General features: G+C 64.0%; 17 protein-coding genes. 7 read left to right on the top strand and 10 right to left on the bottom strand.

What is annotated here, in order from left to right; all coding sequences use genetic code 11:
• Nucleotides 1-158 precede the first annotated feature (158 nt).
• From KRZ98_RS22085 to KRZ98_RS22070, 4 genes are all read right to left on the bottom strand, one after another.
• The gene (locus KRZ98_RS22085; protein ID WP_217675333.1) at nt 159-2,405 is read right to left on the bottom strand and encodes a TonB-dependent receptor; all 2,247 of its coding nucleotides are present in this window, start codon (nt 2,403-2,405) and stop codon (nt 159-161) included.
• 245 nt (nt 2,406-2,650) lie between these two features.
• A complete protein-coding gene (locus tag KRZ98_RS22080) occupies nt 2,651-3,490 on the bottom strand; it encodes an SDR family NAD(P)-dependent oxidoreductase (protein ID WP_217675332.1) in 840 nt (279 codons plus the stop codon).
• 4 nt (nt 3,491-3,494) lie between these two features.
• Nucleotides 3,495-4,763, bottom strand: a complete 1,269-nt coding sequence (locus KRZ98_RS22075) for a cytochrome P450 (RefSeq protein WP_254798780.1) — start codon at nt 4,761-4,763, stop codon at nt 3,495-3,497.
• A gap of 14 nt (nt 4,764-4,777) precedes the next feature.
• Nucleotides 4,778-5,098: a 2Fe-2S iron-sulfur cluster-binding protein gene (locus tag KRZ98_RS22070; protein WP_217675330.1), complete on the bottom strand. Its 321-nt coding sequence runs from the start codon at nt 5,096-5,098 to the stop codon at nt 4,778-4,780.
• Between the two features lie 57 nt (nt 5,099-5,155).
• Here KRZ98_RS22070 and KRZ98_RS22065 point away from each other — a divergent pair, with 57 nt between their 5' ends.
• The 6 genes from KRZ98_RS22065 to KRZ98_RS22040 are packed head-to-tail and all read left to right on the top strand — an operon-like array spanning nt 5,156 to nt 14,165.
• On the top strand, nt 5,156-6,568 hold the full coding sequence (locus KRZ98_RS22065) for an amidohydrolase family protein (protein WP_254798779.1): 1,413 nt from the start codon (nt 5,156-5,158) through the stop codon (nt 6,566-6,568).
• Nucleotides 6,565-7,974 carry an SRPBCC family protein gene (locus tag KRZ98_RS22060; protein ID WP_217675329.1) on the top strand — a complete coding sequence of 470 codons (1,410 nt, stop codon included), beginning with the start codon at nt 6,565-6,567 and terminating at the stop codon, nt 7,972-7,974. The genes KRZ98_RS22065 and KRZ98_RS22060 overlap by 4 nt, the downstream gene beginning before the upstream one ends.
• Before the next feature lie 8 nt (nt 7,975-7,982).
• Nucleotides 7,983-9,788 carry a hydantoinase B/oxoprolinase family protein gene (locus KRZ98_RS22055; RefSeq protein WP_217675328.1) on the top strand — a complete coding sequence of 602 codons (1,806 nt, stop codon included), beginning with the start codon at nt 7,983-7,985 and terminating at the stop codon, nt 9,786-9,788.
• Nucleotides 9,785-11,860, top strand: a complete 2,076-nt coding sequence (locus tag KRZ98_RS22050; protein ID WP_217675327.1) for a hydantoinase/oxoprolinase family protein — start codon at nt 9,785-9,787, stop codon at nt 11,858-11,860. The genes KRZ98_RS22055 and KRZ98_RS22050 overlap by 4 nt, the downstream gene beginning before the upstream one ends.
• The gene (locus tag KRZ98_RS22045; protein ID WP_217675326.1) at nt 11,857-12,969 is read left to right on the top strand and encodes a CoA transferase; all 1,113 of its coding nucleotides are present in this window, start codon (nt 11,857-11,859) and stop codon (nt 12,967-12,969) included. Before KRZ98_RS22050 ends, KRZ98_RS22045 begins: the two co-directional genes overlap by 4 nt.
• On the top strand, nt 12,966-14,165 hold the full coding sequence (locus KRZ98_RS22040) for a CaiB/BaiF CoA-transferase family protein (RefSeq protein WP_217675325.1): 1,200 nt from the start codon (nt 12,966-12,968) through the stop codon (nt 14,163-14,165). The genes KRZ98_RS22045 and KRZ98_RS22040 overlap by 4 nt, the downstream gene beginning before the upstream one ends.
• Here KRZ98_RS22040 and KRZ98_RS22035 read toward each other — a convergent pair.
• The 3 genes from KRZ98_RS22035 to KRZ98_RS22025 are packed head-to-tail and all read right to left on the bottom strand — an operon-like array spanning nt 14,159 to nt 17,099.
• Nucleotides 14,159-14,926 (bottom strand): SDR family NAD(P)-dependent oxidoreductase, encoded by a 768-nt coding sequence (locus KRZ98_RS22035; RefSeq protein WP_217675324.1) that lies wholly within the window; start codon nt 14,924-14,926, stop codon nt 14,159-14,161. The two genes, KRZ98_RS22040 and KRZ98_RS22035, sit on opposite strands and share 7 nt — an antisense overlap.
• Nucleotides 14,923-16,635, bottom strand: coding sequence for an FAD-dependent oxidoreductase (locus KRZ98_RS22030; RefSeq protein WP_254798778.1), 1,713 nt, complete (start codon nt 16,633-16,635; stop codon nt 14,923-14,925). Before KRZ98_RS22030 ends, KRZ98_RS22035 begins: the two co-directional genes overlap by 4 nt.
• The gene (locus KRZ98_RS22025; RefSeq protein ID WP_006950994.1) at nt 16,635-17,099 is read right to left on the bottom strand and encodes a VOC family protein; all 465 of its coding nucleotides are present in this window, start codon (nt 17,097-17,099) and stop codon (nt 16,635-16,637) included. The genes KRZ98_RS22030 and KRZ98_RS22025 overlap by 1 nt, the downstream gene beginning before the upstream one ends.
• Before the next feature lie 152 nt (nt 17,100-17,251).
• Between KRZ98_RS22025 and KRZ98_RS22020 the strand changes: the two genes are divergently transcribed.
• The gene (locus tag KRZ98_RS22020) at nt 17,252-17,566 is read left to right on the top strand and encodes a non-heme iron oxygenase ferredoxin subunit (protein ID WP_006950992.1); all 315 of its coding nucleotides are present in this window, start codon (nt 17,252-17,254) and stop codon (nt 17,564-17,566) included.
• Here KRZ98_RS22020 and KRZ98_RS22015 read toward each other — a convergent pair.
• From KRZ98_RS22015 to KRZ98_RS22005, 3 genes are read right to left on the bottom strand one after another with little or no spacing between them, the layout of a single operon-like run.
• Nucleotides 17,563-19,209: a class I adenylate-forming enzyme family protein gene (locus KRZ98_RS22015; RefSeq protein ID WP_217675323.1), complete on the bottom strand. Its 1,647-nt coding sequence runs from the start codon at nt 19,207-19,209 to the stop codon at nt 17,563-17,565. The genes KRZ98_RS22020 and KRZ98_RS22015 overlap by 4 nt on opposite strands.
• Nucleotides 19,206-20,402, bottom strand: coding sequence for a MaoC family dehydratase N-terminal domain-containing protein (locus tag KRZ98_RS22010; protein ID WP_254798777.1), 1,197 nt, complete (start codon nt 20,400-20,402; stop codon nt 19,206-19,208). The genes KRZ98_RS22015 and KRZ98_RS22010 overlap by 4 nt, the downstream gene beginning before the upstream one ends.
• Before the next feature lie 7 nt (nt 20,403-20,409).
• Entirely contained in the window at nt 20,410-21,735 is a 1,326-nt protein-coding gene (locus tag KRZ98_RS22005) for an aromatic ring-hydroxylating dioxygenase subunit alpha (RefSeq protein WP_217675322.1), read from the bottom strand.
• Between the last annotated feature and the right edge of the window lie 9 nt (nt 21,736-21,744).

The raw sequence follows: 21,744 nt of genomic DNA, 5'->3' as shown, positions 1-21,744 counted from the left end.
AAACGGACGGACCCGCTCCCACTGCTCGTCGCTTAATCCGTGTCGATCCAAGATGGCGCTCCCTTCGCCAGTCTTGAATCCGATCTGCGCGGAAAAGGGAATCCCCTAATTGTCCACAGGCCTTAGTGCACATTGCGCGCTCCAGTTTTCGCGACGCCCTAATAATCAAATTTTACGTTCAGCCCATAGGCGCGTGGCGCCGCCGGTACAGCCAGATCGCCCAGCGCGCTGCCCAGCTTCTGGACATGATATCGCGCATCGGTCAGGTTCCTGACCCACAATTCGACACCCCAGCGTGATGATGGCCGGAATTCAATCGATCCGTTGACGATCCCGAAGGCCTCCTGTCGCAGCCGATTGTCGACCTCGAAATAATAGCCATCATTATAGCTGTAGAGCGTCGAAAGCTGCAGTTCGCGGCCATTGCCAAGGTCGGCGGTATAGGATGCGCCGATATTGGCGGCAAAGCGCGGTGCCAGCGGCGTGTCATTACCCTTTGCGCTGCTCAGACAAGTCAGGTTGCCACCCGTCGCTGTGCCTGTGGTCTGACCTGCTGCCGGCCCCGTCGGCGTGCAGACGGCAGGACGCGGATAGGTGAAGGGCGCAAACGGAAAATCCGCGAATTTGGAACGCATCAGCGTGGCTGAGCCGAACAGGCGCAGCCCGTCGACCGGCGCGGCCTCAAACTCCGCCTCTATGCCGTCCACATCCACCGACGCGGCATTCAGCAATGTCGGCTGCGCGCCCAGCGTCACCGCGGCGCGGACCTGATAGTCGCTGATATCATAATGATAGGCCGACAGGTTCAGGCGCAGCCGTCGGTCGAGCAATTCGGTCTTCAGGCCAACTTCATAGGCGTCGATAAATTGCGGATCGACCGGGGGATTGGCTGGCGACTGCAACGCCCAGAGGCCCGACTTGAAGCCGCGATTATAGGATGCATAGACATTGATGTCGCCGCTGAGATCCTGGCGGATCGCCAGCCGGTAGGTGAACTTGCCATAGGTCAGCGAATCCGTGCGCGGCGCGAGCGACTGGCCGATGAACATCGGGGTTCCGGGCACCAGGCCGACGGGCGTTTGCTGGCCACGCAGGGTGCGGTCATCGCGGGTATAGCGCAATCCCGCCGTGACATGGGTGGACGGGGTCATAGCATAGGTTGCTTCGGCAAAGGCGGCATAGGACTGGGTTCGCATCGATGCCGTCAGGTCCGATCCTGCATCCACGCCGCCAAAGGCCGTGCCCCGCTGCTGCTGGTTTACCAGCGCGGCCTTGTTGCGCAGAAAGAACAGACCCGTCTGCCAGCTTAGCGGTTCGGTATCGTTGGACGAGAGGCGAATTTCCTCCTGGAAGGAATCCGTTTCGGAATGGATCGCATAGCGCGCCAACGGCAGTTGCGCGCCATCGGGGTCCAGCCCGCTGCGGGTCTTGTTGCCGCGAAATCCGGTAATGCTGGTCAGCGTCGCCCAGTCCAGATCGAACTCGGCGGTCAGGTTAAAGCCATAGATGCGCTGGCGCACCCGCTGATAGGCGGATGTGTTCGTATTATAGTCGCCGGAAAATTGCGTGCCGCCCGTGCCGACCGATCCTTCCGCAACGTGAAAGATGGAGGCGAAATCATCGTCGGATTTGCCATATTCGCCCGACAGCATGATCTTCGTCCGGTCGTTGGGCCGCCAGACCGCCTTTGAGCGCGCACCCCAGTGCCAGCCAAAGCCGACCTTGCGTCCGGTCGCCAGATTGCGACCCCAGCCATCCACCTGCCGCGTTCCGGTCAGCGCAATATCGGCGCTCAGCGTATCGGTCAGCGGACTGGCCGCATATAGCTGCCCGCTATAGCTTTCATAATTGGCAATCCCGACCTGCCCTTTCACCACGACATCGCGGCCCGGTTCGCGCGTGATGACATTGATCAGGCCACCGGACGCATTCCGGCCGAACAGGGTGCCCTGTGGTCCCTTGAGCACCTCGATCCGCTCGACATTGTTGAAGCGAAAGACGGTCTGGCCAAGATCGGGGAGATAGACGCCATCGACATAGATCGCATTGGCCCCTTCCTCACCCGTACCGCCGCTGGTGTTGCCCACGCCGCGCACGAAAAATATGCCGGACGGGCCGGATCGGGTCAGCTGGACGCTTGGCACAGCCTGCGGCAGGCTGGTCGTGCCGCCGATCCCGCCGCTTGCCAGCGCATCCGCCGTGATCGCTGTCACCGCGATCGGCACATTCTGAAGATTCTCTTCCCGTCGCTGCGCCGTTACGACAATCTCTTCCAGCCCGCCGCTTTGCGGAGCCGACATATCCTGTGCCTGCGCGGGCATGGCCAGCAGGGCAGTGGCGATCGCCAGGCCTGCACTGGTCATGCGATGTTCGCTTGGCGCGCGAAAGGGTGGTGAAACTGTCATGGCATCTCTCCCTGTAGCTGCCCAGGGTGCCGATGTTGGGCATCGGTTTCTCGGTCTGGACCGGCATCACCCTATCAAGCCGCCGGAGGTGATCGACCGCGAAGTCCCACTAGTGCCTGCCGGATCAAGCCGCCATTCCCGCTCCATCAAGGCCATTCCATCCCGGTCAATGTCGCACCAGCGCACCTGCCGGGACGGGCCGGACAGCATGATCTTTGCGGGGAAACGGGCGGCGCGCTCTGGCCTTAGTCGGGGAGGGCGATCGCCCGCGCAGCCAGTATTTGTTCCAGATGATTGACCGGATCGCCTGCGACAACGCCGCCTTCCACCGGCAAGGTGATGCCGGTAATCTGCAACGCGCGGTCGCTCGCCAGAAAGAGCGCCGCCTGGGCCACGTCGCTGGGCAGGCCGCGGCGCTTGAGTGGCTGGTTGGACAGATAGACCGCGTCGATCCCGGCATCGACCTTCGCCGCCACGCTCGCTTCGGCATCTTCCGCGCGGAAGGAGGACAGGCTGGTGCGGATATGCCCCGGCACCAGGCAGTTTACCCGGATGTCGTATTGGGCCAGGTCGATAGCGGCGGACTTGGAAAACTGGATCAGCCCCGCCTTGGACGCGCGATAGGTCATCATCGCCTGCCCGGCGAGCATCCCTGCAATCGACGCATTGTTCAAAATCACGCCGCCGCCATGATCCTTCATATGGCGCGCGGCAATCTGCGTCCCCAACATCGGCCCAAGCAGGTTGACCCCCAACACCCGATGGAAATCGTCGAGCGCGTCGTCGATGAAATGGGGGAAGGGCGCGCAACTAATGCCCGCATTGTTGAACATGACATGCAGCCCGCCAAAGTCCGTGACCGCACGGTCAATCAACGCCTGGACCTGTTCGCGCTGCGACACGTCCGTTGCCTGGAAGCTGGTGGCCGGTCCCAGTGCCGCCGCCAGCGCGTCTCCCGCCTGCTGGTCGACGTCGGCGATCACGACCTTAGCGCCTTCGGCCACGAACAGTTCCACCGTGGCCCGGCCGATCCCGCCCGCGCCGCCGGTGACAATGGCGACCTTGCCCGCCAGCTCTCCTGCCATCTGCTCAGCCCCGCCGCGTGAAACGGATCGGCAGTCGCTCGATCGATTGGGTCGCTACCGTGGGCAGATAGCGGATGTCCGCCTCCGCAATGGCCAGCTCGATGTTGCCGATGCGCTTGACGATCTCGCGCGCCGCCACCTTGATCTCCATCCGCGCCAGCGCCAGCCCGACGCAACGATGCACCCCGCCGCCAAAGGACAGGTGCCGCCCGATATTGGGACGGTTGAGGTCAAAAGCGCGCGGATGGGGGAACACATCCTCCTGATCATTGGCCGACGCATACATCAGCAGCAGATGCGCGCCCGCAGGCAGCGTCCGTCCGCCCAGCTCGACCTCGCGCGTGGTCATGCGCGACAGGCCGCGCACCGGCGGCTCGATCCGCAACAATTCCTCGACGAAACGGTTCATCAGCCGGTCGTCATCCGCCGACTCCTGCAACAGGGTGGCGATCTCCGGCCGGGTGGCGAGAATGAAGAACAGATTGCCCAGCGCCGTCGCGGTCGTCTCGTTCCCGGCGATCAGCAGCGCGCGGACCAGCGACACCGCCTCGGCAAAGCTCAACCCCTCGCCATCGGCATCGCGGGCATGGACCAGGTCGGAAATCATGTCCTCGCGCGGATCGGCCTGCCGCTCCTGCATCTTGGCGATCAGATAATGTTGCAGGTCGCAAATCGCCCGCGCGTGACCCAGCATCTGTTCGCGATCCTGCATCCGCCCGATCTGCGCCGTCACCGCGATCGACCAGCGCTGGATGCGGTCCTTCATGTCCCAGTCCAGGCCCAGCTGCTCGCAGATGATCCGCACCGTCAGCGGCACCGCGAAATCATGGATCGCGTCCGCCTCGCCCCGCGCTGCGACGCTGTCGATCAGGTCGACCACCACCTTTTCGATCCGCGGTTCCAGCGCCTTTACGCGATGCGCGGTAAAGGCTTTCTCCATCAGCTTGCGGATACGTGTGTGATAGGGCGGGTCGGACATGATCGCGTCGGGAAAGTAACCGCCGCCCTCACGCTCCAATATCTCCTGAAATTCCTGCTGGAACCCCTTGGCCTGTTGCGTGTGATAGCCCTTGTTCACCGAAAAGGTGATCGGGTCCTGCTGGATCGTCGCGATATCCTCGTACCGCGACACCAGATACATGCCCAGCTTCTCGTCCCAATGCACCGGGTCGTCCCGGCGCATCGCGGCGTAAAAGTCACGCGGCCGCGCCGAAATCAGCGGATCTGTCATCGATCCGGTTGCGAGCAGGTCGCGCTCCGCCAATTTGGTCATCGCCTGTTCCTCGCTCATTGTTGCGCCACCACGACGCGAAGTCCGTCGAGCGCGCCCGACAGGCGTATCTGGCACGCCAGACGGCTGCTGGCGGTCGCCACATCCGCGACCATGTCCAGCATGGCAAATTCGATATCGTCGGGCTGCCCCGTCCGTTCGGTCCAGTCCGGGTCGATATGGACCAGACAGGTCGCGCAGGAACAGGCGCCGCCGCAATCGGCGGCAATGCCATCAATCCCGTTCGCCTTGGCCAGTTCCATCAGCGACTGGTCCTCGGACCCGCCATCGACCCGTCGCTCCACGCCGTTCACATCCACAAAGGTGACCTGCACCATCGACACTATTCTCCTTTTGACCGGCAGAATGGCCGAAGGCGGGACGCACGGAAAGGCATGGTGCCGCGCACCGGCTTGACTGGCGCGGCAGGCGATGCCGCGCCGAGAGGAAACGCCAAGTGCGCGTGCAGTCATTGGGGAGCAGGCGGCAAGGGCATAGTCTCATCGGCAGGAGAGGATGCCATCTTGCCAACGACGCTCATCACCAATGCCACCATCTGGGACGCCACCGGGACCGCGCCTTTTGCGGGTGCCTTGTTGGTGGAGGGGAACCGCATCCGGTCGGTGACGGCCAGCGCGACGGGACCGTTGCCGCAGGCGGACCAGATTGTCGACGGTACTGGCAAGACCTTGATGCCGGGCCTGACCGAGGGCCATGCGCACATATCCTTCGGCGACGCGGCCTCGACCGAGGATCTGATCAGCCCGTCGCCCGAAGCCCACACGCTCATCACCGCGCGCATGGCCGGGGTGTTGCTCGATCAGGGCTTCACCAGTTGCTATGGCGCGTCGGCGGCGAAGCTGAAGCTGGATGTTGCAGTGCGCGACGCCGTCGATGCGGGCCATATTCCCGGCCCGCGCATCCGCGCCGGATCGACCGAGATCACCGTGACCGGCGGCATGGGCGACGAAAGCAAGCTGCACAATCCGCGCATCGGCATCAGCTGTATCGTCGATGGACCCGAAGAGATGCGCAAGGCCGTGCGCCTCGCGATCCGCGAGGGGTGCGACAATATCAAGCTCGATGTGTCGGGCGATCCCTTCTATCCCGGCAGCCCCGCCCACGTCACGCCGATGTCGTTCGAGGAGGTGAAGATGGCGGTCGATACCGCCCATGCCTTCGGCCGCAAGGTGAACGCCCACAGCCGCTCGATCGAAGGAACCAAACACTGCATCCGCGCCGGTGTCGATGGCCTGTTCCACGTCGAATATGCGGACGAAGAGATGCTCGACATGCTGGAGGAAGCGCGCGACCGCATCGTCATCGCGCCTTCGATCGGCCTGTTCCACAGCATGATCCATTATGGCGAGCCGTGGATTCCGCGTGCCGTGGCCGAAGCCATGGGCATCCCCGCCCTCATCGAGCAATCGGTCACGACGCACACGGCATTGCGCAAACGCGGCATCCGTCATCTGATCGGCGGCGACTATGGCCTCGCCTGGAACCGGCAGGGCACCAACGCCCGCGATATCAAGCTGCTGATGGACTATTATGGCTATGACGCGGCGGGCGCGCTCGCCTGCGCCACGCGCAATGGCGGGCAGGCGATGCGGGACGAGGGTGATCTTGGCACGCTGACGCCCGGCGCGCTTGCCGACATGCTGCTGGTGGATGGTGATCCGCTGGCCGATGTCACGATCCTTCAAGACAAAAACCGGCTGGCGATGGTGATGAAGGACGGGGCGATCCACAACATCGCGTCCGGCCTCTGCGCGCCTGCCGCCTCTGACCAACGGAGAGTTGCATGAACATGGAAACCGGCCCGATGGAACCGGGTGATGCCCGCTGCCCGGCGATCAGCACGCAGGATATCATCGCCCGCGACAAGGTCGCCGCACCCGGCTGGGTCCGGTCGGAATCCTGTGCTTTCCTGGGCAGCGAGGATGTGTCGAACGACCGCTATATCGACCCTGACTATGCCCGCCGCGAAATGGAAAGCCTGTGGACGCGCACCTGGCAATTTGCCTGCCGGGAAGAACATATACCGGAGGTCGGCGACTATCAGGTCTATGATATCGGCCGTTACAGCCTGATCATCACCCGTGTCGCGCCCGACGAAATCCGCGCCTATGTCAATGCCTGCCTGCATCGCGGCACCAAGCTGCGCGCGTCCGGCTCGGCGGGCTTTGCCAGCGAGTTCAAATGCAGCTTCCACGGCTGGAGCTGGAATATCGACGGCAGCAGCAAGGGCATCGTCTGCCCCTGGGATTTCCCCCATGTCGATCCCGCCAGCAACAGCCTGCCCCAGGCCCGCGTCCAGACACTGGGCGGCTTTGTATGGATCAACATGGACCCCGCCGCGCCCAGCCTTGAGGAATATCTCGGCCCCGACGCGCTCGCCCATATCCGCGCCTGGAAACTGGAGGATCGCTATATCCACCTCCATGTCCAGAAAAGCTTTCCGGCCAACTGGAAACTGACGGTCGAGGCATTCATGGAGGCCTATCACGTCATCGAGACCCATCCGCAGGTCGCCCCGTCCAACGCCGACGCCAACACGCAATATGACGTTTATGGCGATCATGTGAATCGCTTCATTTCCTGCCTGGGCGTCGCGTCACCCCATCTGGACGGGCGCTTTTCCGAACAGGATATTCTTGACCAGTTCACTGTCGGCGATGCGTCGGTCCTGAGCGAGGACCGGCCTACCGTGGGCGATGGCACCGCGCGGCAGGCGATGGCGGACCTGTTTCGCGGCATGTTCGGCCAGGCCACCGGCAGCGATTTGTCGGAGACGTCGGATAGCGAGATGCTCGACTGCTTCTCCTACACGATCTTCCCCAACACCTATCTTTTCCCCGGCGTATCGTTGCCGATGGTCTATCGCTTCCGCCCGGACCCGAAGGACCATCGCCGCTGCATCTACGAGGTGTTCTTCATGCGCCCTGTGCCAACGGAAGGGCAGCGGCCCGAACCCGCAGAACCGATCATCCTGACCGACGATCAGAGCTTCTGCGACGCACCCGGCATGGATGCCGGTTTCGGCAGGATATTGGATCAGGATACCGACAATCTCTTCCTCCAGCAGGAGGGGCTGGAAGCGTCGGCCAAGCGCGGCCTGACGCTGGGCAATTATCAGGAAATCCGCATCCGCCATTTCGAGCAGGCGGTTGACCGCTATGTCGCGATGCCGCCCCATCGCCCCACGCGCTGAGGAAGCCCATGTCCTTTGAACTCAACGCCAGCCTGGCCGCCCGTCGCGCACCCTTGCCCACCACTGCCAGCATCGACCCGGTTACCGCCAACATCATTCGCGGCGCACTGGAAACCGTCTGTTACGAAGCGACGACCCATCTGGGCCGTGCCGCCTCTTCCCCCATCATCAACCAGTCGAATGAGCGCAACGCCGCCATCGTCGATGCCCATGGCCGCCTGGCCATGGGATCGATCGGCACGCCGCATCTGACCTTCGTGTCGCAACTGACGGTGCGCTACGGCCTGATGCAGCAGGACCATTTCGATTGGGGACCGGGCGACGTGTTTGTCGGCAATGATCCTGATCATGGCGGCGGCCATCTGCCCGACTATAATGTCTATGCGCCTGTCTATGACGCGGCGGGCGACCTGGTCCTGATCCAGGCGCTTCAGGCGCATCAGGGGGATACGGGCGGCAAGGACCCCGGCGGCTTCACCCTCGATGCGACCGATATTTTTACCGAAGGGCTGGCCATCCCCTGCCTCAAACTCGTCCATCGCGGCGAAAAGCGGCGGGACGCCATCTATCTGCTCGAACGCAACAACCGCTTCCCCAGCTTCGCGGGCGATCTGGCCGCGATGATCGGCGCGGTGGAAAAGGCCAGCGCTTCGATCCGTGCCATCCTCGACAAATGGGGCAGCGATGTCGTCCGCGCCGCCGTCAACCAGACGATCGAGACATCGGAGCGCCAGATGCGCCAGCTCGTGTCCGACTGGCGCGATGGCAGCTATGAAGCCACCGTCCATATCGATCATGACACGGTGGGTACGAAGGATGTGCGCGTCCATGTCGCCTGCACCATCGCGGGCGACCAGTTGACCGTCGACCTCACCGGCACCGACGTCCGGCCGGATCTGGTCGGGGTTTGGAACACCTTTGCCAATTCGCGCGGCTATATCATGACCCAGATCGCCTCCACCATCGACCCGGACATCGTCAAGAATGAAGGTCTGTTCAACGCGGTGGAGATCATCCTGCCCGAAGGCTGCATTGCCCATCCCCCGCCCAACAAGCCAGCGGCGCTCGGCTCCTTCCACCCGGCGTGCGAAATTACCGAAGCCGTGTGCGTCGCCCTGTCGAACGTCGCGCCGGATCGCTCCGCGCCGCAGGTCTACAAGATCGGCATGCCCAACGCGGTCATCGGCTTCGACGCGCGCGGCCAGATGTGGATGGATCAGGGCGTCGATTGCCGGTCGATGGACGTGTCGGCGGTGCAGGGGATCGACGGCTGGGGCAGTTGCCCGGTCGCGCTCGGCAACCTGCTGCTGTCGCAGGCCGAAGATGCCGAAAGCCGTTTCCCGGTCATCAACATCAGCCGCGAACTTGTCACCGACAGCGGTGGCGCGGGTCGCTGGCGCGGCATGCCGGGCAGCCGCAACGTCAAGCAGATCCTCGAGCCCGCGCTCGCCATGGCCTGGATGGTCAGCCATGATCATCCGATCAGCGGGCTGGAGGGTGGTGAGGATGGCTCGCCCTATCTCAATCATTTCCAGGTCGGGACGCCCGATGAATATCGCGTCGAACTGACGGCCCGCGCGCAACTCCCCGCCGGGGCGGTGATCGCCTATCAGCATGGCGGCGGCGCCGGCTTCGCCCCTGCGCTGCTGCGTGATCCGCAGGCGGTGTGTGAGGATGTGCTGGACGAACTGGTGAGCATCGACGCGGCGCGGGACCGCTATGGCGTCGTGCTGACGGGCAGTCTGGCCGACTATAGCCTGGCGGTGGACCATGCGGCCACGGCGGCTCTGCGCGGGGAGCGGATGGCGGCATGACCTATCGTATAGGCATAGATATTGGCGGCACCTTCACCGACTTTGCACTGCTCAAGGGTGGCGAGGTCATTCTCCATAAAAATCTCAGCACGCCGCACGATCGCTCGGAAGGCGTCATGAGCGGCCTTGCGACATTGGCAGCGGGGCAGGGGCTTTCGCTCGGTGATTTCCTCGCCCAGTGCGACGCCATCGTCCATGGCACGACCGTGGCCGACAATACGCTGATCGAAATGAACGGCGCGGTCACCGGCCTGCTGACCACCGACGGGTTCCGCGACGAAATGGAATATCGTCGGGGGTTCAAGGAAAGCATCTGGGACGTGCGGCTGGAACCGCCCCAGCCCATCGTCCCGCGCCGTCGCCGCCTGACCGTCCCCGAACGCATCCTGGCCGATGGCAGCATCCACCGGGAACTGGACGAACAGGCCGTGCGTGATGCGTGCGACAAATTCCGCAAGCAGGGGGTGGAATCCATCGCCATCGGCCTGATCTTCGCCCATGCGAATGGCGATCATGAACGCCGCGTGGCGCAGATTGTGGCGGAGGAGATGCCCGGCGTGCCGGTGTCGCTGGGTCACAGGATATTGTCGCGCGCACCCGAATATGACCGGATCAGCACCACGGTCGTCAACGCCTATGTCGCACCGCGCGTGAACGCCTATCTCGAACGGCTGGTCGAACGGCTCGCGCAATCGGGTTATCCGCGCCAGCTCATGGTCATGCAGGCCTCCGGCGGGGTCATGACCCGCGACTATATCGCTGCGGCGCCGATCCGGGTGCTGGCATCGGGTCCTGCGGGCGGCGTCATGGCATCGGCCCATGTCGGCGCGGCCAAGGGACACAGCAACCTGTTGTGCGTCGACATGGGCGGCACCAGCTATGATATGTCGGTGGTGATTGACGGCGCAGCCCCGGCGCAAGCGGGGTGGAACATGCACCACCGCTATCTGGTCGGCGTCCCCATGGTGCAGGTCGAAACACTTGGCGCGGGCGGCGGCTCGATCTGCCATGTCGACAAGGGCGAATTGAAGGTCGGCCCGGCATCGGCAGGGTCCGTCCCCGGCCCGATCTGCTACGGGGGCGGGGGCCTTCAACCCACCATCACCGACGCGCTGCTGATGCTCGGCATCCTCTCGACCGGCGAAGGCTTTGCCGGCGGCAGCTTCCGCCTGCGTGATGAAGGCGTCAGCGAAGCCTTCGCTGCGATCGGCGCGCAGATGGGCTATGGCGCGGAACAGGCGGCGTTCGATTGCTGGCGGCTGGTCAATGCCAATATGACGCAGGCGGTGCGGCGCACGACGGCGGCCAAGGGGATCGATCCGGCCGACATGGTGATGCTGGCCTATGGCGGCAACGGCCCCGCTTTCGCCGCCATCCAGGCGCAGGATCTGGGCATCGCCCATGTGCTGGTGCCAAAGGCGTCGCCGACCTTCTCGGCGCTCGGCACGCTGGTTGCCCATCCCAGCATTGACGAGGAACGCTCCTGCACTGCCCCGGTCGACGCGCTGGACCTTGACCGGTTGCGTCTGTTGTGGGGAGAATTGGCCGACAATGCCAAAGCGCATTTCACCGGCGCGGGCTTTGACGCGGCGGCGATCCAGGCGACATGGCGGCTCAATATGCGCTACGGTGGCCAGAACTGGGCGCTGACTTTCGATATGCATGAAAGCTGTGGCCTGGACGACCTGTCTTTCGTGGACGAAAATCTTTCCGCCCGCGCGATCACCGCTTTCAACGCCCGGCACATGGCCGAATATGGCCATATTCGCGACGGTGAATTGCCGGAGATTACCGGTGTCCGTCTGGCCGCCCATGTCGCAACGCCGATGCCCCCGGCCAGCGGCGGCTTTTCGGCCCCCATGGTCGAACCCGCGCCCGCGGGGCATCGTCGTGCCAATCTGGGCACGGGCTTTGCCGATGTCGCCATCTTCAAGGGACCATCGCTCGTCCCCGGCGCGCGCGTCGCTGGCCCTGCCATCATAGAGGAAATATTCACCACCATCGTCGTCTATCCCGGCTGGCAGGCACGGGTGGATGATGCGGGCGACTATGCGCTGGTGCGCCTGCCGTGACGGCGCTGGCCGGGCTGGTGATCGTCGAAACGGCCGAGCGGGTCTGCGGCGAATATGCCGCGCGCCTGCTTGCCGATTTCGGGGCGGAGGTGATCAAGGTCGAACGGCCAGGCGGCGCGCCGACCCGCGCCATGGGGCCGTTCCATGACGGGGAAAGCACCCTGTTCCGCTATCTCAACAGCAACAAGAAGTCGGTGCTGCTCGACCTTGACTGCTCCAGCGACCAAGCCCTGCTCGATCGCCTGCTGACCCGCGCCGACGCGCTGATCGACGATCACCGGCCCGAATGGGCTGCCGCCCATCGCCTGTCGCTGGGCGGCCTTCCCGATCTGGTCCACTGCGCCATCACCCCTTTCGGCCAGGCTGCGCCATCGCACTGGCAGATCGCCCGCCCGATCAACGTCATGAATGCAGGCGGCTGGGGCTGGCACACCCCCAGCGAAACCCCGGCGGACAAACCACCTCTGCAAGGCGCGGGGCGTTTCATGAGTGATTATGAAGCCGGCATCGAAGCGGCGCTCTGCGTTGCGGCCTCGCTGCTTGCCAGACGCCGGACCGGCAAGGGCCAGGCCATCGACATCAGCGAAGTGGCCGTCCAGCTTTCGCGCGCCGACGCCGTGCTGGGCCGGATGCTCGCGGGGGATGCGGACCCTGGCCCCGAACGCACCCGCTACGATATGGGCGGCCCCGGTGCTGCGTTCGCCTGTGCCGATGGCCATGTCTATCTGCTGATGACAACGCGCGCCCACTGGCGCGGCCTGTGCGCGTTGATGGGCGATCCCGACTGGGCCATCGCCTTCCCCGACGACTGGCTGGAATTTCATTGCACCCCCGATCGCGTCGCGGATTTCCGCACCCATTTCCGCGCATGGATCGCCCATCAGGCCAAGGATGCCGTGTCGGATGCCGCGCAGCGGGCGGGCGTCCCGCTGGTGCAGGTCAACACCGCCGCCGACATCGCCCATCATCGGCAATATGCCCATCGCGGCTATTTCCAGTCGCTCGATGGCATCGCCTATCCGACCGTCCCTTACCGCATGAGCGCCTCGCCGGTTCGCATCCATAGCCATGCACCCATAGCCGGTGCCCATCAGGCGGAGGCCGCATGAACCGCGCCGGACCGCTGGCGGGCATACGGGTGCTGGAAATCACCAAGGTATGGGCCGGACCCTATGCAGGCAAGCTGCTCGCCTTTCTGGGCGCCGAAGTCATCAAGGTCGAAAGCCGCGCCAATCTGGACGAAATGCGCGCCTATGGTGGCGTCGATATCGACAGCGCCCCCTATTTCCGCAGCATCAACCAGGAGGTGCTGAGCGTCCAGGTGGACATGAAGTCGGCCGAGGGCATGGCCTATCTCCACCGCATGATCGCCTTATCGGACGTGCTGATCGACAATCTGCGCCCCGGCGCCATGGAACGATCCGGCCTGTCCTACGAAGCGGTTCGCGCCATTCGCCCGGACATCATCCAGCTATCGATCAAAATGTATGGCAGCGACGGCCCGCTTGGCTACCAGACCGGCTATGCCCCCTGTTTCGCCGCGCTGGGCGGCCTCAATGCGCTCGTCGGCCATGAAGGCGAAACCCCGGCGGGCATGAATATCCGTTATGGCGATTCCACTGTCGGCGCGTCGGCCGCGCTGGCCATCGTCGCGGCGCTCCATCATCGCGAAACGACAGGGGAGGGGCAATTTATCGACCTGTCCGCGGTTGAAACGCTCTCCACCATGATCGGTGACAGCCTGTTCGCCCATGGCCTGACTGGCGATCTGCCGCGTGCGCAGGGCAATGCCCATGCCGAAATGGCCCCGCATGGCTGCTATCCCTGCACCGATGGCCAATGGATCAGCATTGCCGTGGCGGATGAAGTGGAATGGACGGCGCTGGTCGCAACGCTTGGCGCGCCTTTACTGGGGCAGGATGCTCGTTTTGCCGATCATGCCAGTCGGCTTGTCCACAGGACCGCACTCGATGCCGCCATCGCCGCCATCAGCATCACGCACGACGCCGAAATACTGGCCGAAACGCTTTTGTTGGCAGGCGTGCCAGCCTGTAAAAGCCAGTCCTCGCTCGACCTGATCGGCAGTGAGGCGCTCTGGTCGCTCGGTGCCTATCGCCTGGTTACCGACGCGCGCGGCGATGCGCGTCCGGTCATCGGTCCCGGCTGGCGCATGTCGCCCGACGAAGCGCCCATCGAAAAGGGCGCTCCGCTGCTGGGCGAACATAATATCTATGTCTATGGCGACCTGTTGGGCCTCGGCGAGGGAGAACTCGCCGATCTGATGGCCCGCAAAATCGCCTATTGAGGCAGGAACCGGCTGTTGATCATCCGCGTCGTCGACCATCCGCCGTCCACCGCGATCACTTGGCCATTGATGAATTCGGCCTTGTCGGAACATAGGAACGCCACGACGTTCGCGACGTCATCGGGCAGGCAATCGCGGTAGAACGGCGTCAGTCCCTGATTGATCCGCTGGAATGCGGGATAGTCCCACGCCGCATCGGTCATCGGAGTACGCACTACCGTCGGCGCGACGATGTTGGAACGGATGCCGCGCTCGCCATATTGTGCGGCCATCGTCTGCGTGAGGCCGGTCAGCCCGGCCTTGACCGCGCAATAAATGCCGCCATCCATGCCGCCCATGATGCCGAAGGTCGACCCGATCGTAACGATCGCGGACCCCTTGCCCATATGCGGCAACACTTCGCGACACAGGCGGAACGGCGCGCGCAGCGACAGGTCGATCACTTCGTCCAGCACCGCGTCGCTGGTTTCGTGGACGGCGGCCCATACTCCAGCACCGGCATTGTTGACCAGATAATCGACCCGGCCGAATGTCGCGATGGCATGGTTGACGATGGTGCGCGGTGCCGTGTCGTCCCCCATGTCGGCCGCGACTGCGCTGAAACGTGCGTCACCGGGCAATGCCGCCGCCAATGCCTCCAGCTTCGCCATGGATCGCCCGGTGCCGATCACGGCCACGCCCTGTTCGACCAGGCATCGCACGATCGCCTCGCCAATGCCCCCTGCTGCGCCGGTCACGATGGCGACCTGAGATTTCGTCATTCTGCCATTCCCCGTTCATGCGCCCGTGCGGCAATGTCATTGGCCGCAACGAAGCCGAAAGTGAGCGCCGGACCGATCGTCCCGCCTGCGCCCGGATAGCAATCGCCAAAGGGGCTGGCTGCGCAGTTGCCCGCTGCATAGAGATGCGCGATCGGCTGTCCCGCGCCATCCAGCACCCGCGCCTGCGCGTCGCAGCACAATCCCCCCTTGGTGCCCAGATCGCCATTGTTGATCGGCACGGCATAATAAGGCGCGGTGTCGATCGGCCCAAGATTGGGATTGGGCGTGACGGTCGGATCGCCGAAGAAGCGATCATAGATATTGCCGCCGCGCCCAAATTCGGGATCGACCCCGGTAACGGCATAGCCGTTCATCGCCTGAACCGTTTGTGCCAGCGCCGGTCCCGGCACGCCGATCTTGTCCGCCAGTTCGGCAATGGACCCGGCGCGGAACATATAATGGTCCCACCAATGTTCGGGGATGCGCGTGTCGGGCGTGTGCACTGTCGGCATCAGTCCGCCCGCGCTGAACTTGGCGCGGAATTTCGCGTCGAATATCAGCCAGCAGGGCATGTTCGCCCCGGTGCGCAGATGGTCCTCGACCATCGCCTGCCCGAACCGGTCATAGCCTGTTGCCTCATTGACGAAGCGCACGCCGTTGCGGTTGACGCACACGCTCCAGGGTCGCCCGACGTCGAACGCCGCCTGGTGGATTTCGTGGAAATTGGAAGCTTTGGGTGCGGGCAGGGTCATGGTCGGTATCCACCAGCCCTGATCGACATGGGCGACCGACGCGCCGACCGCCTCCGCCGCGATCAGCGCCTCGCCGCGATTGGCATCCTCCGGGGTCGAACTATGCCGGGTCAGGCCGGGCACCGGATAGAAACGGTCGCGCAGCGCCTGATTCCACTCGAAACCCCCTGCCGCCAGCACCACGCCATGGCGCGCCGCGATGGTGTGGCTTTGGCCGAAACGACGCACGGTCACGCCCGTCACCACGCCTGCCTCATCCACGATCAGCGATTCCAGCGCGGTCTCCAGCCGCAACGTCACCCCACGCGCGAACACCAGCTTGTAGAGCGCACCCATCAACCCCGCGCCCTGGGTAAAGCGCCGGTCCCGCGCCGACACCCGCCGCGCGCCGATATCCAGCCAGTAGCGCGCGATCACCTTGGCGGCGGTAAAGCGCCAGCCGCGATGCTGCATCATCAGCGCAAAGGTTTCGGTCAGATCCATCGCATAACGGTGGAACAGCTTGAACCGGCTGAATTGCTCGCGCATCAGCGGATAGCGTTCGTCGCCCAGCTCTCGCCCGTCAAAGGTCGGGCAGATGACCGACCGGTCGGCACGCGCGCCCGGCGCTTCGGGGAAATAGTCGGGCCAGGCCGCAGCCATGACCGGCAGGCCGCTATCCTTCAGGAATCGCAGCATTGCCGGTGCCTGCGCGACATAGGCGGCCAGCCGCGCCGCATCGACCGGCACCTGGATAACCGTGCGTAGGTAGCGCAAAGCTTCCTCAGCGCTGTCCCCCACATCGCCGTTCAGGCCATGATCGGGTACCCACATGACGCCACCGGACGTCGCCGACGTGCCGCCGAACTTGTGCGCCTTTTCCACGATCAGCACCGACAGGCCCAACTCCGCGCCGCGCAAAGCCGCCATCGCGCCCGCCGCGCCGGAACCCACGACGATCAGGTCGAACGTCTCCATCAGAAGCTCGGCACCGCGTCGAGATGCGACCCGACGGGAAAGCAGAAATATTCCAGATAATGGCCCAAATCCGCGCGTCCGTCGAAATAGGCGTAGGTGCCACCCATCGTGTCGCTTGCAACAGGCATTGCCCAACGTGCTTTGGCCGCCGCAACTTCCGCATCGAATATCGTCCGATCGGAAAAATGCCGCCCCAGATGGTGAAAGCGGGTGCCATAGCCTTCGTCCGGCAGCCCCCATTGATAGACGCGGATGTCGCCTGACAGGGGCTGGATGATCTCGAACTGCACGCCATTTTTGTTGGCCAGCGCGAAATGCGCCACCGCCTTGCGATCCGGCCCGGTGTCGAACTGCGCGTCGGGCATTTCCATAAAATGGCCGATCCCCTGAATCGCGCCGATTTCCGCCATGGCGCGCCGCCAGTCGGTCGTCACATAGGCGTGCTGATAATAATCCTGGCTCACGGCCCCGGCTCTCCTGCGGTAACTCTCCGCCGCCGGTTATCGGGGCGGAAGCAGGGAACCGGAATGACCGGCGCGGCAGGGCCGCTTGCACCCGCGCGCTTACTGCACCGCCCCTGATTGCGATCGATCCGGCGCTGTGGTGATAGAAGGGGATGAGCATCCTTACTTTCACCCCAGTCGCCCAGGTCGCCGACGTGCCGGCCGGGTCAGTCAAAGTCGTGGAATTTGAAGGGCAAAGCGTCCTGATCTGCCACAGCAACGGACGCCTGTTCGCCGTCGCCAACCGCTGTTCGCACGCTGATGAGCCGCTTGCCTGCGGCCGCATCCGCGCGGGGTGGATCGCCTGCCCGGTCCATGGCGCGCGCTTCGACCTGGAAACCGGCCGCGCCATGAACCCGCCCGCCAAGGCGCCGATCCGCACCTATCAATTGCGCGTCAATGGCGACGCGATCGAAATCGCGCCCTAAGCGCTGGCGAGTTTCGCGACCGCCACGGCACGAATATCCGCTGCCTTGGCCTTCTCGTTCCCGGTCAGCGCAAACTCCGCCTCGTCCAGCAACAGCACCCGCCGCGGCACCTTGAAACTCGCCATCTGTCCTTTCAGATGCGCGATCAGCGCATCCTCCATAATCGCCACGCCATCTAACGGCACGATGCACGCCACCACCATCTCGCCCAGCAGATCGTCGGGCACGCCGACGGTCTGGCTCCGCTTGACGCCGGGATAGGCGGCGATCGCCGCGTCGACTTCCTCCGGCGCGACATTGGCCCCGCCGGTCTTGATCATATCGGTCAGCCGCCCTTCCCAGAAGAAGCGGCCCGCCTCGTCCACCCGCCCGCCGTCGCCGGTGCGGTAATAGCCATCCTCGTCGAAACACTCCTCCGCAGCCTTGCCCAGATAGCCCGACATCAGGGTCGGTCCCTTGATGCACATTTCACCATGCTGGCCCACCGGAACGATCGCCCGCGTCACTGGATCGACGATTTTCAGCATGTTGCCCGGCAGGGGCGCGCCGGTGCTGCCTGCATAGTCGGTCTCCGACGTTTCCGCGTCGAACGCGGTGCAGATCGTCATCGTCTCGGTCGTGCCGAACGCCATCGGTGTCGTCCAGTCGGTCCGTACCGTGGGATGCTCGCCGATCAACTCGCCCTTGGTCACATATTTCAGGCTGGAAAGATCCGCGCTGGCCCAGTTTTCCGCCGCCTGCACCCGCGCCCATTGATGCGGCCGCCCGGTCAGGAATGTGACCCGCTCCTGCTCGATGACATCCAGCGCCGCGCCCGCGTCGAACACGGGTTGCAACACCGCCGCACCGCCGGTGGACAGCGCCGTGCCGATCATCAGGCTGATATTGCCCGACCAGAACAGGCCGTTGCCGGTCCAGCTCGTCACCGGTTCCCGCATCGCAAACACGCGCGGCCACCGCCACCACTGGATGCAGAAGGCGCGCTGGCTGTGGATGATGCCCTTGGGCAGGCTGGTCGTCCCAGACGAAAAGAAGATGCCGCCCATATCGCAGGGCGTCACGCTCGCTGCGCGCGCGGTAACGATGCTGTCGGCGACATGCGCGCCAGCTGCCAGAAAATCGTCCCAGCTTTCAAAATTGCCCGCTGCCGGGGCCGCATCGGTCACGCTGTCGAGCTGGATCAGATGGTTGAGGAAAGGCAGGTCGTCGATCGGCGCCAGCATCGCCGCAAAGTCCTTTTTCAAAACGCGCGTATCGAAAAACAGCGTCTCGACCGCCGATGCGCGGATCAGGTGCGCCAGTTCGTCGGGCGTGGAAAAGGTGCTGAGCGCGACGGTCACGCCGCCCGCCATGGCGATGCCAAAGACGCAGGCCAGATATTCCGGCCGATTGGCCATCAGCACGCCGATGCGTGCATCCTTGCCCATGCCCGCCGCGATCAGCGCCTTGGCGACCGCGACCGACCGGGCATGAAGCTCGTCATAGCTCCAGCAGACCCGCTGATACTGCGTTCGCATGATGACGGCATCGCGCGACCCATAGCGCGCGCGCACCTCCTCCAGATAGGCTGGAATCGTGTGCGCGCCTTGCCCTGGCTCCTCGTCCAGCGGCCGCCCGCGCACGCAGGAAAGCGCCGTGCTCAATAGGGCAACTCCACCTGGGCGGTGCCTTTCAGGATTTCGTCGCCATCCTGCGTCGTCATCACCGTGCGTATCTTGACCACCGGCATCCCGAAGGGCGAACGGTCGATCTTTTCCACCACCTCGCCATCGACATAGGTGACATCGCCTTCAAAGGCGGGGGACCGGAACTGCGTCTTGCTGTGCCAGACATGGCCTTCAAGCCCCGCCCAATAGGCGACCGTGTCCAGATGCCAGGCATTCATCGACGCGCCATAGCCATAGGCGCCGCCCATGCCGACATTCTCGGCTTTCTCGGCATTGATATGACCTGATGATGGCCCATGATAGAGGCCGTCGCCCATGCGCGGGTCGATCTTGCGCGCATCATGGTCGTAACTCATGTCCGCGCCGAACCCCGCATCCTCGCGCGCCGGATCATGCACGCCTTCGGGCACGTTCCAGCGCCATGTTCCCCAGATATTCTGGCGGTGCGCGCGACATTCATTGGCAAAGGATATGACCGAATGTGGCCCGATCACCCGGCGCGGCAGCCGGTCGCCGACCTTCACGTCGCCATAGGCGGGGGATTTTCCCTCGCGGTTGGACAATATCCATTCGTGCCGCAACCGGTGGATTTCGGCGACATCCTCCTTGGTCCAGCGCTTGGGGCTGCGCTTTTCCTTGCCATAGACGCCGCGTTTGTTCGCTTCCTCGACCAGATAGCGGATCGCGGTCGCCTGCTCCTTGGCGACCAGCGCGCCATGCTGGTTGCGATGGACGGTGTCGCCACGGGCAAACATTGTCGGCCCGGCAAAGCCGGTTTCGGTGATCGAATAGCCATCGAAACGGCGGCTTTGGGTCAACCTGTCGCCGGGGCGGACGGGGGTGCCGTAAAACCACCATTCCTCGCCTGCAAAGATCAGGTGCGTGCCGGGCACCTTGCCGACACAGGCGGGGTGGCAGCCATGGCCATAATCCATCGCCACGGTGAAACTCTGCGGCGCGACGATGCCGCCAAAGCGCGACGCGCGCGCAAAATTCTCGTCCCAGTGGATCGGGTTGGGATAGTCCATCGCCTGGACCCAGCGGCGAATGTCGGTCGCGTTGCACGGGTCCCACATCTCGGCGAAGATGACGGGCTTGCCGACCCACTGGTCCACATCGCTCGTGTCCAGCATCGCGCTGGCGTTGCTCAATTCCATATCGGCCATCATGGCTCCTTCAATCGATCGGTTGCGGCGCGCCGGTGCCCAGATAATCGGCCAGCACGCGATGAAAATTGATGATGGCGCGTTCCTCGACCGGGCTGGGGCGCAACCCGTCGAACCCGCGCGACCGAAGGCCGCGTTGCACCGCGCCCATGTTGGAAAAATCCTGGCACAACACCTTGCGCCAGCTCGCCTCGTCTATGTCGGGCTTGTGCAGATTTTCCGGCTTTGGCTCTTGTCCTCCGGGGAAACGCTCCAGCGTATAGACCTCGAAGATGCAGCTATTGGGGTCGCGCCCGTCGGGCCGCGCGCGATAGCAGAGGGCAAAGGTCGGCCCGTGGATGATGACGGTGTTGGGGAAAATATGCCACACATTGCCCGCGGCGGCGAAATGCGCCGGATCGATCCGGGGCCAATGTACCCCGCGCCTGGCATCCTCCTCCACCGTCCGCTTCATCAGGTGCATCTGCACCGCCTGCGGCGGCGTGCCTTCGGGCAGTTCCTCCACCAGCAGATTGGCGACGCGCACCATCGTTTGCGTCGTCGTACCGTTCACTTCCTCCCACAACTGATTGAGCGAGTCCGCCAGCCCGCGCCGCATGTCGGGCGCCCCCGCCGCGCCCGCCGTCGCACCACCCGTGCCTTCGCGCGCTTGCGATCCGAACACGCCGTGAATGCCCCGTCCGTCGCTCCAGGTCGGCTTGGGCGAATATTTGGTCAGTTGCGGATGGGTCCCCGCGACATGATAGCCCTCGTTGAACGCTTCGATCGCGACCTTCCAGTTGCACGGGAAATGCAGCCATTGCCGCCAGCGATAGCGCATCTTGTCCAGCTCGAACGGATCGAGCATCGCCGCTGCCGGTGCCAGATAGTCCGCCAGCGATGGCGCGTCGGGGTCCATGCACACGAACACCCACCCGCCCCAGCTGTCGACGCGCACATCGCGCAGCCGCAGCTCATCGTCCTTCAGGCTGTCGCCCCAGCCATCCTTGCGGACCACGCCGATATTATTGCCGTCCAGATCCCAGCTCCACGCATGGAATTTGCACACCAGCTTGCGGGCGTGGCCGCATCCTTCGGTCAATTGCCGACCACGGTGGCGACAGACGTTGAAATAGGCGGCAATCCGGTCTGGCCCGGCACGCACGACGATGATCGAATCGTCCATGATGTCATAGGTGACGAAATCGCCGACTTGCGGAATCTCCTCTTCCCGACACGCCACCTGCCAGACTTTGGGCCATAATTTCTGCGCTTCCGCGTCAGCATAGGATTGCGACACATAGGCTTCATTGCCGATGATGACGGGCGGTTGGATGATGGCGCCTTGCACGGTCATGTCTTGCTC

Origin of the sequence: Sphingobium sp. AS12 (genome assembly GCF_019097845.1) — a bacterium.
Taxonomy (GTDB): Bacteria; Pseudomonadota; Alphaproteobacteria; order Sphingomonadales; family Sphingomonadaceae; genus Sphingobium.
The sequence above is the reverse complement of the archived record's forward strand: the minus strand, read 5'-3'. Positions and strand labels throughout refer to the sequence as shown.

Bases quoted from the DNA above. Each gene is read 5' to 3' on its own strand.
- KRZ98_RS22005 (WP_217675322.1), bottom strand. From the start codon at position 21,735: ATGACCGTGCAAGGCGCCATCATCCAACCGCCCGTCATCATCGGCAAT.
- KRZ98_RS22065 (WP_254798779.1), top strand. From the start codon at position 5,156: ATGGTGCCGCGCACCGGCTTGACTGGCGCGGCAGGCGATGCCGCGCCG.
- KRZ98_RS22030 (WP_254798778.1), bottom strand. From the start codon at position 16,635: ATGGAGACGTTCGACCTGATCGTCGTGGGTTCCGGCGCGGCGGGCGCG.
- KRZ98_RS22075 (WP_254798780.1), bottom strand. From the start codon at position 4,763: ATGACCAAATTGGCGGAGCGCGACCTGCTCGCAACCGGATCGATGACA.
- KRZ98_RS22035 (WP_217675324.1), bottom strand. From the start codon at position 14,926: ATGACGAAATCTCAGGTCGCCATCGTGACCGGCGCAGCAGGGGGCATT.
- KRZ98_RS22010 (WP_254798777.1), bottom strand. From the start codon at position 20,402: ATGATGGCCGATATGGAATTGAGCAACGCCAGCGCGATGCTGGACACG.
- KRZ98_RS22070 (WP_217675330.1), bottom strand. From the start codon at position 5,098: ATGGTGCAGGTCACCTTTGTGGATGTGAACGGCGTGGAGCGACGGGTC.
- KRZ98_RS22060 (WP_217675329.1), top strand. From the start codon at position 6,565: ATGAACATGGAAACCGGCCCGATGGAACCGGGTGATGCCCGCTGCCCG.
- KRZ98_RS22020 (WP_006950992.1), top strand. From the start codon at position 17,252: ATGAGCATCCTTACTTTCACCCCAGTCGCCCAGGTCGCCGACGTGCCG.
- KRZ98_RS22080 (WP_217675332.1), bottom strand. From the start codon at position 3,490: ATGGCAGGAGAGCTGGCGGGCAAGGTCGCCATTGTCACCGGCGGCGCG.
- KRZ98_RS22040 (WP_217675325.1), top strand. From the start codon at position 12,966: ATGAACCGCGCCGGACCGCTGGCGGGCATACGGGTGCTGGAAATCACC.
- KRZ98_RS22055 (WP_217675328.1), top strand. From the start codon at position 7,983: ATGTCCTTTGAACTCAACGCCAGCCTGGCCGCCCGTCGCGCACCCTTG.
- KRZ98_RS22050 (WP_217675327.1), top strand. From the start codon at position 9,785: ATGACCTATCGTATAGGCATAGATATTGGCGGCACCTTCACCGACTTT.
- KRZ98_RS22085 (WP_217675333.1), bottom strand. From the start codon at position 2,405: ATGACAGTTTCACCACCCTTTCGCGCGCCAAGCGAACATCGCATGACC.